Here is a 7,165-nt window from a genome sequence, read left to right as displayed (position 1 = left end):
CATCCCCCAGGATGCCGCCCTCGGTCAGCACCACGTCGCAGGGCCGACACGACAGAAGACCCGGCAGGTCAGCACGGTGAGCACCAGGGGCCCGGATCACGCCGCCTCCCCGTAAGCACCGAGCGCGAACGTGCACCACACCCGTTTCTCACCGGCGCGGCGTTCATACCCCCACCGCTCAGACAAAGCGGCGATCAACCCCAAACCCCGACCATGCTCGTTCAACGCACCGTCCGGGCCTGCTGCTGCCGGGTCCGGCAGCAGCAGGTCGGGGGCCGGGTCATCGACCGCGATGCACACCCGCGCCTGCGTGGCATGCACGGTCACCGTCAGCTTCGCGCCCACCGGCGAAGCGGCGGCTGGCACCGCGTGCACGATCGCGTTGGCGATCAGTTCGTCCACGCACAGCAGTGCGTCATCGCGAACCGCATCCGAGGGCGTCAAGGGCCGCAGGCACTCCGCCACCCACGCACGCACCTCACCCACCACGGCGAGCTGCGCGGGCACCGTGCGCTGGTGAGGCCGCAGCACGGCCATGCACTGCGGCGCCGAGATGAACGACTGCCCGCCGGCGCCGTGCTGCCAACGGGCCAGCACCGCCGTCTCCTCGGCTCCCGCGGCCAGCATGCTCAGCGTGGGGGTGACGATGCCGCACACACCCCCGGCCTCCACCGCAGCCAACGCCTGCCGCAGCTCGGGGCGCTCCCATGCGGGTACCCCATTGGACCGGGCACGGTCCACGAACTCCCGGATGGCCAGCCACTCACGCTCGTGGACGTATCGGCGTACCGATTCCAGCACCCGCCCGGTGTCCACCGGGGACTCCAGCCAACGTCCGGAGTCCGGCGGCAGGCAGGCGTAGATCACCACCGGTGTGCCCGGGGGAGCGGGAGCGGGCGGAGCCACCACCAAGTCGTGGTCAGTCATCGCGACCAACCTCCTGGCGGAGCGCGGACGTGTCAGCGACACCACGCACCGAAGCAGCGGGGCCTGCGATCAGGAGCCCCAACGACACCCACCGCGGCGGCGCAGCAGGTGGAGGTGCTGCCGCCGGTCGAACTGCACGGGGACGAGGCGGTTGCGGTTGCGGTGCAGTAGGGAGGCCAAAGTGGGGGCGGGGTGAACGGGCCATGGTTTCCTCGTCGTTGTGGAAAGGGCCAGATCGGTGAGAAGGCATGGAGGCTGCGCCAGTCACCCACCAGAGGCGAGGACGGATGCCTCGCGGGAGCTGGCCGGTGCGGCGTAAGGTCTGACGTTGAGCGAACCGCAAATCACCGTGAGTGGGCACCCGCGTGCGGGGTCGCGAGTGAGTAAAGTGTGTAAAGATCATCTTCGTTGCCGGGAGCGCACCGTGGCGCAAGCACGAAACACCCAGCTGGAGGCGCTTCTCGCCGAGCTGGGCTGGTCCAACGAGCAAACCGCGGCAGCCATGCGCCGTGTCGCCACCGAGGTGCAGGCGAGCCGATGGACGCAGATATCGCGTTCGCATGTGAACCAGTGGCGACGCGGCAGCGAGCCCAGTGGCGACGGGGCCGCTATTTTGTGCGAGGCACTGTCGCGCGGCCTGGGACGTATCGTGACGCCCGAAGCGATTGGCTTGCCTGCCGGAGCATCGACATCGCCGTGCGACTGGAACCTCGACACAATGACAGCGCTGGCGCACCTGGGGGGCGGAGAATCCACCGTGCAACGACGACAGATACTGACCTCGGCCGCCTACACGACAGCTGGCGCGGCCCTGCCGCCCACTGGCTGGTGGGAAACCAAACGCGAACACGTAAGAACCCCGCTGAGCAAGCTCACTGTGAGCGGGGCGCACGCGGAAACCATGCGCGAGACAGCCCTGTTCTTCTCTCGCCGCGATCAGCGCCTGGGAGGTCGCGCCGGACACGCCGCCCTGCTCACCTACCTGCGCACAGATGTCAGCGACTACCTCAGTGGCCGGACCACATCCGAGGCCGTGCGCCGTGAGGTGCTCTGCGCTGCCTCCGAGCTGGTCTACCTCGCGGGCTGGATGAGCTTCGACTCCTCCGACCACGCCCCTGCCCAACGCGCGTTCACTGTGGCACTCACCTTGGCAGCGGAGGCCGACGACGCCCCGCTGGCAGGACACATCATGCGAGCCGCAGCCCACCAGGCCGTCGACCTGGGCCACCCGCGCCAGGCTTTGGCCTTCGCAGAAGGGTCGATGGACCGCGAGCGGTACGGCCGCGCGTGTCCGAGGGAGAAAGCGCTGATGGGCGTCGTTCACGCCCGTGCACTGGCCGCCAGCGGACAGGAGAAGGCAGCACGGCTGGCCCTGAGACGCGCCGAAGACGATCTGACCCACGCGCGGCCACCGGGCGAGGTAGAGGAACCGGCCCGCGTCTTCTTCTTCGGCGAGGCCAGCCTCGCTCACGAAACCGCCTGCACGCTGCGCGACTTGGGAGACCTGCGCGCCGCCGAGAAGGAGTTCCGACGCAGTGTGCGCACCCGCGGACTGCCCTTCGCCCGCACCCATGCCGTGACCCTGGGCTACCTCGGAGACATCCAGGCCCGCCAAGGGCAGGTAGAAGCAGCCTGCGCCACCTGGGGACGCGCGCTGGACACGATGGACGGCGCGGGCCTGCAATCCGGCCGAGCCCGCGAGAGCGTCGTGCGTATGCGCCATGCGCTCTCCCCGTTGAAGGGACGAGGGGGCAACGCCGCGGCCAACCTTGACCACCGAGCCCGCGCGATCTTGCGCGGCGTAAGCTGACCACCGCTTGCCGGGCCACGCAGACGGCCCGCTGACCACAGGGGGCCACACATGACTGAACCGCTCGCGCTCACGCCGGTCGCGACCGTGGTCGGTGGCCATCAACACCCGGTCGATGACTTCCAAGGCGGCGTCGAATCGATCATCCGACTCGACGCCCGCTACCCACTGGAAAGCCTCCAGGGACTGGAGACCTTCTCCCACCTGACCGTCATCTGGCACTTCCACCGGGCCTCGCCGGCCGACGTCGCGCTGCACGCCCGCAGCCCGCGAGGCAACCCCCGCTGGCCGGCGACCGGCACCTTCGCCCACCGCAACCACCGCCGACCCAACCAACTCGCCACCAGCTACCCACGCCTGCTGCGTACCGACGGCAGAGACCTGCACGTCACTGAACTCGACGCCATCGAGGGAACCCCCGTCATCGACATCGCCCCGTACTTCCCGCAGATGGGCCCCCGCGGAGTGGTCACGGTCCCTTCGTGGGTCACCGAAATGCTCCCCAACTACTGGGGCCACACCGACCACCGCTAAAGCCCGTCCCGCCGCAGACTGCGTGCCGGAGGCAAGCGCACTCCCATGTACCCGATCAGCCGCAACAGCGCCCGCCTGGCCCTGCGCGAGCTCACGGTGGACGACGTCGATGCCGTGCACGCCATCTACGGCAGCGAACCCGTCACCGAGCACCTGAGTTTCACACCGCGCTCGCGTGACCAGGTAGGGGGCATCGTCGCCCGCTCGATCGCCTCCGCCACCACAACGCCGCGCCAGGAGTACGCCCTGGCCGTCACCCGTCGCGAAAGCGGCGAGCTGATCGGGTACACCCGCCTGGCCACAGACCCCCACCAACAACAAGCCGCCACCTTTGGTTTCGCGCTCCGCTTCGACACCTGGGGCTCGGGGTACGGTCGCGAGACGGTCGGCCTGGTCTTCGACCTGGCGTTCGCCGACCTCGGCCTGCACCGGCTGTGGGCCGCCCGATCGCCCCTGAACGTGGCCTCGGGGAAGACTCTCCTGGCGGTCGGCATGACCGAAGAGGGGCGCATTCGAGCCCACGTTCACGTGCGTGGAGCCTGGCGAGACTCCATCATCTACGGCATCCTCCGCGAGGAATGGGCAGCAGAAACTTCCTCGTAGTCGGCGATCGACTAGTGCGGGGTAGCGGTCTTTCGCTCGCGTCGGTACGGGGCTTGCGGGTCGTGCTGGGGCTAGTTGTTTCGGGGGCGGGGCTCCGGGCGCTTGCGTTCGGGTCATGGGTGCCTCGTCGTCGTCGAAAGGCTGAAGGAACGAGCAGGGGCGCGGGGGCCGGGCTGCGGAGTCCCAAAGCGTCGTCCCGAGGCAGGCGGTCAGCAACAGGCACTTGAGAGAAGCAGGCACGAAATCACTGCTCTTTGCGGAACATGACAGCGGGAGCAGTGAAGTAGTCACTGCTCCCGCTGTCATCGCCCTGTGTGTCGGTAGCATCACTTGGAGAACACGACGGGGGGGCAGGCTGTGCACAGTCCTTCATGTGCGAAGCGGCTACGCCAGGATGGGATGCAGCGGGGGTTATCCGTCAGCGCGATCGCGGAGGCCATCCGCGAGCACTGCTCCGTGAGCCGGCTGCGCGCGCACCGCCTCGCGCGAGGCAAGACGTTGCGCGAGGTCGCCGACGAACTGCGTCAGCTCGCCGGGCCGCACGGCCCGCGCCCAGACAAACTACAACTGGGGCACTGGGAGACGGGGGATCACAGTCCGCGCCCGGCTGTGATCGAGTTGCTCGCACGGCACTATGACTGTTCCCTGATGGAGCTGGGGTTCGATAGCCCGATGCTCACAGCCCATACCGAGCCATCCGCGCGCGACGTACGCGCTGTTCGTCCCGTTATTAGTCATCCTGATGAGCCAGGTGCGACCTTTGAGGGCCGCCTTGATGCCGCTCGCCGATTGACTGATCGCACATTGGCCACCTCCAGCACCTCCTCGGCGCAGCTGGATGTGCTGGAGGAGCGCGTGCACTGGGCAAGTCAGCAGTACGTGTACACGCCCCCCGAACCGATGCTCGGCGACCTCCTTGAGCTTCTCGACGAAGTGCGAAGCCTTGCCATGGACCGTCAGCCGGCCTCGGTGCAGACACGGCTGTCCGAGCAGACCGCGCTGCTGGCCACGCTGATCGCCGACAGCTTGATGAAGCTTGGCCTACTGGCCAAGGCCCGTGCCTGGTACGGCACTGCCCGCACCGCAGCGGACGACAGCGGCCTCATCGAGATCCGAGCACGTGTGCGGGCGCAAGCAGCCATGCTCCCCTTCTACTACGGGCCCATCGAAGCGGCAGTCGCCCTGACCCGCGAAGCTCACCTGCTGACCCGCGGCCGACCCACTGCCACCGCAGCCTTCGCTGCCGCGGCTCAGGCCCGCGCACTGGCCAAACTGGGTGATACCCGCGGCGCCCAAGACGCGCTTCGGCACGCGACAACTACGTTCGAGCGGTGCGATCCCGGCCTCGAAGACCACGCCTTCTCATTCCCTGAACGACGGCTCATGCTCTACCAAAGCGGCACATACACGGCTCTGGGACTCACCAGTCAAGCGCGTCACGTACAAGACCAGGCCCTCTCCCAGTACCCAGCGCGAACAGGAATCGACCCCACCCTGTTACGCCTGGAGACCGCGATCGGTCTCGCCCGTGACCACAGCACCGCCGAAGCGTGCCAGCTCGCCGGCAGCGCCTACCTGCAAGTCGCGCCCGACCACCGCACGACGATCGTCGAACAACGGGCCAGAGAAGTGATCACAGCCCTGCCACCTGCCATACGGACGACCAGGGCAGCCAAAGAACTGAACGAGATCCTCGCCCTGCCACCCGGGCAGAAGTGACAACCCGTGCGGGAGTCGGCCAGCCTTGGGGCATGACTGCCCCAGCGCCGACCCATGGCGGGTACGAAGCAACCGAGCTGCACGAGGTGCTCCACCGCGCCTGCACTGCCGTCGGACTCAACAGCACTGACGCCCGGCTTCTTCGCGGCCACACCAACGCCGTAATCGCCTTGGCCGAGGCACCAGTCGTCGTCAAGATCGCCCGCCGGGGCACGCCCCCCTCAAACGTTGCCCGCACCGTCCAATTCGTCGAATGGCTCATGAGCCGCGACTTTCCCACCGCGCCGCTCCACCCGGTAAAGCAACCCGTCATCATCGACCGCCACACCACGACGTTTTGGACGTACCTGCCTCAACCTTCGTACCCGGTCACGGCCGAACAGCTCGCGAAGCCACTGCGCGTACTACACAATCTGCCAAAGGCCCCCATCGATCTACCCGTACACGACAACATCCGTGCTATCCGGAAGTCGCTGGACGCAGCAACCTCGCTTACATCCGAAGCACGCGAGTACCTGTCAGACCGGGCTAAGAGACTCGATGAAGAGTTGGGAAAGGTCCGCTTCGATCTCCCCGCAACGACGATCCAAGGAGACCCGCAACACCGCAACGCCCTCCACAGCGCCGACGGGCGAGCTGTGCTGTGCGACTGGGACACCGTCGCGTATGGCCAACCGGAATGGGACCTCGTCACTGTCGAGGTGCACTGCCGCAGGTTCGGATACGGGAAAATACATTACCGGGCATTCGCCGACGCATACGGCCGCGACATCACGAACTGGGCCGGATATCGCGTACTACGCGATATCCGGGAACTCCGCATGATCACCACGAACGCCCGCAAGACATCACACACACCCGGTAGCTCGTCAGAGGTGATGCGACGCGTGCAAGGACTAATCGAAGGTGACTCTGATTTGCAGTGGAGTATTCTCTGACACATGTTCGGCCAGTTCCGCCGCGCAGGCCCTCCTCGCTGTCCTCCGCCCGCGCTTCCGAGCGTCGTGGAGCCAGACCAGCAGGGCCAGGTGGAAGTCCTTGGGCACCGAGATGCGGACCCGGGGCGCAATGGCCCACGCTGTCCCGCCATGATCCGGCCAATCCCGGCAACGCCCCGGCGGAGCGATGAAGCCAGCGGTACTTTTCCGGCATGACGGCGACGTTCCCCGAGCTCAGGCGCCCGTCTCCCGGGCCGACGTCCAAGCCGCCACCCGGCGGCCCCTCCACCGGGCCGCCGACCAGGCCGGACAAGAATCCCCCCTTCCCGCCGAGCAACCCCGAGCAGCCCAAGCCGGGGAGCTGACGGTCCGTGTATGTGGAGCGGTTGACGTTCGACGAGCTGCCCGCTGCGACCCGGGCCGTGATCGCGGCCCGGGTCGGTGCGGACTGCCCGCGCGTTGAGGTGGAGAACAGCACCAGCTCGGCGCTCGCCTGTTGGGCCTGGCCGACGACGCGCTCAGGGATGGTGTTCCAGAAAGGGCTGCCGGTGGCGCACGAGCGGATCGGCGAGCTGCGGACCGAGGTCGCGGTGGCCCGGTTCCTTCCCCCCAGCGCGCCGAAGGTGCTGTGGCA

7 protein-coding genes are annotated in these 7,165 nt (G+C 67.7%); 6 read left to right on the top strand and 1 reads right to left on the bottom strand.

Annotated elements, in window-relative coordinates; all coding sequences use genetic code 11:
- Nucleotides 1-96: 96 nt before the first annotated feature.
- Nucleotides 97-927 (bottom strand): ATP-binding protein, encoded by an 831-nt coding sequence (locus FHS42_RS35920; protein ID WP_184580551.1) that lies wholly within the window; start codon nucleotides 925-927, stop codon nucleotides 97-99.
- A gap of 424 nt (nucleotides 928-1,351) precedes the next feature.
- Between FHS42_RS35920 and FHS42_RS35915 the strand changes: the two genes are divergently transcribed.
- The 6 genes from FHS42_RS35915 to FHS42_RS35890 all read left to right on the top strand — a co-directional run.
- Complete coding sequence (locus FHS42_RS35915; protein WP_184580549.1) at nucleotides 1,352-2,737, top strand: NsdA family TPR-like regulatory protein; 1,386 nt, start codon at nucleotides 1,352-1,354, stop codon at nucleotides 2,735-2,737.
- Nucleotides 2,738-2,788: 51 nt separating this feature from the next.
- Nucleotides 2,789-3,271 carry an SAM-dependent methyltransferase gene (locus tag FHS42_RS35910; protein WP_184580547.1) on the top strand — a complete coding sequence of 161 codons (483 nt, stop codon included), beginning with the start codon at nucleotides 2,789-2,791 and terminating at the stop codon, nucleotides 3,269-3,271.
- 45 nt (nucleotides 3,272-3,316) lie between these two features.
- Complete coding sequence (locus FHS42_RS35905; protein ID WP_184580545.1) at nucleotides 3,317-3,874, top strand: GNAT family N-acetyltransferase; 558 nt, start codon at nucleotides 3,317-3,319, stop codon at nucleotides 3,872-3,874.
- A 399-nt stretch (nucleotides 3,875-4,273) separates the two neighbouring features.
- Nucleotides 4,274-5,593 carry a helix-turn-helix domain-containing protein gene (locus tag FHS42_RS35900; protein WP_184580543.1) on the top strand — a complete coding sequence of 440 codons (1,320 nt, stop codon included), beginning with the start codon at nucleotides 4,274-4,276 and terminating at the stop codon, nucleotides 5,591-5,593.
- Nucleotides 5,594-5,625: 32 nt separating this feature from the next.
- The gene (locus tag FHS42_RS35895) at nucleotides 5,626-6,531 is read left to right on the top strand and encodes a phosphotransferase family protein (protein WP_184580541.1); all 906 of its coding nucleotides are present in this window, start codon (nucleotides 5,626-5,628) and stop codon (nucleotides 6,529-6,531) included.
- A 371-nt stretch (nucleotides 6,532-6,902) separates the two neighbouring features.
- A partial coding sequence (locus FHS42_RS35890; RefSeq protein ID WP_376772790.1) for a hypothetical protein occupies nucleotides 6,903-7,165 on the top strand: 263 nt, incomplete at its 3' end.

Source organism: Streptomyces zagrosensis (assembly GCF_014203645.1).
GTDB classification, from domain to species: Bacteria; Actinomycetota; Actinomycetes; order Streptomycetales; family Streptomycetaceae; genus Streptomyces; species Streptomyces zagrosensis.
Note: the sequence above shows the minus strand (reverse complement) of the source record. Positions and strands in the feature narration are given on the sequence as shown.

Coding starts and splice junctions, on each gene's coding strand:
- FHS42_RS35910 (WP_184580547.1), top strand. CDS start 2,789: ATGACTGAACCGCTCGCGCTCACGCCGGTCGCGACCGTGGTCGGTGGC.
- FHS42_RS35920 (WP_184580551.1), bottom strand. CDS start 927: ATGACTGACCACGACTTGGTGGTGGCTCCGCCCGCTCCCGCTCCCCCG.
- FHS42_RS35900 (WP_184580543.1), top strand. CDS start 4,274: ATGCAGCGGGGGTTATCCGTCAGCGCGATCGCGGAGGCCATCCGCGAG.
- FHS42_RS35905 (WP_184580545.1), top strand. CDS start 3,317: ATGTACCCGATCAGCCGCAACAGCGCCCGCCTGGCCCTGCGCGAGCTC.
- FHS42_RS35895 (WP_184580541.1), top strand. CDS start 5,626: ATGACTGCCCCAGCGCCGACCCATGGCGGGTACGAAGCAACCGAGCTG.